Below are 292 nucleotides of genomic sequence, written 5' to 3' on the forward strand. Positions count from 1 at the left end.
CCCTGTTGGTTCCGTATCCTGCCGCACTCGACCTCCCGCATGCCCTGGTCGAGTGGGTCACGATGCTCATCGTCACCCGTGAGGGTGACCGGCGGTGCACACACCCGCCGCACCGCCGTGCGCTGGTCGCACTCGTGTACCTGCGCCGCCACGACACCCTCACGAGGACCGCCGCGGCATTTGGTATATCCGTCGGCACCGCCCACGCCTACGTCGCAGCGGTCACCGGCCTGCTCGCCGAGCAGGCGCCGGGCCTGCTGAAGACGCTGCGCGCGCACGACCCGGACTTCGT

General features: G+C 70.2%; 1 protein-coding gene. It reads left to right on the forward strand.

Going from position 1 to position 292, the window contains the following annotated elements; all coding sequences use genetic code 11:
* Positions 1-5: 5 nt before the first annotated feature.
* Positions 6-292 (forward strand): helix-turn-helix domain-containing protein (locus IE94_RS0134665; protein WP_030192653.1); only part of this gene is annotated, 287 nt, incomplete at its 3' end.

The organism is Streptomyces violaceorubidus (assembly GCF_000717995.1).
Taxonomy (GTDB): domain Bacteria; phylum Actinomycetota; class Actinomycetes; order Streptomycetales; family Streptomycetaceae; genus Streptomyces; species Streptomyces violaceorubidus.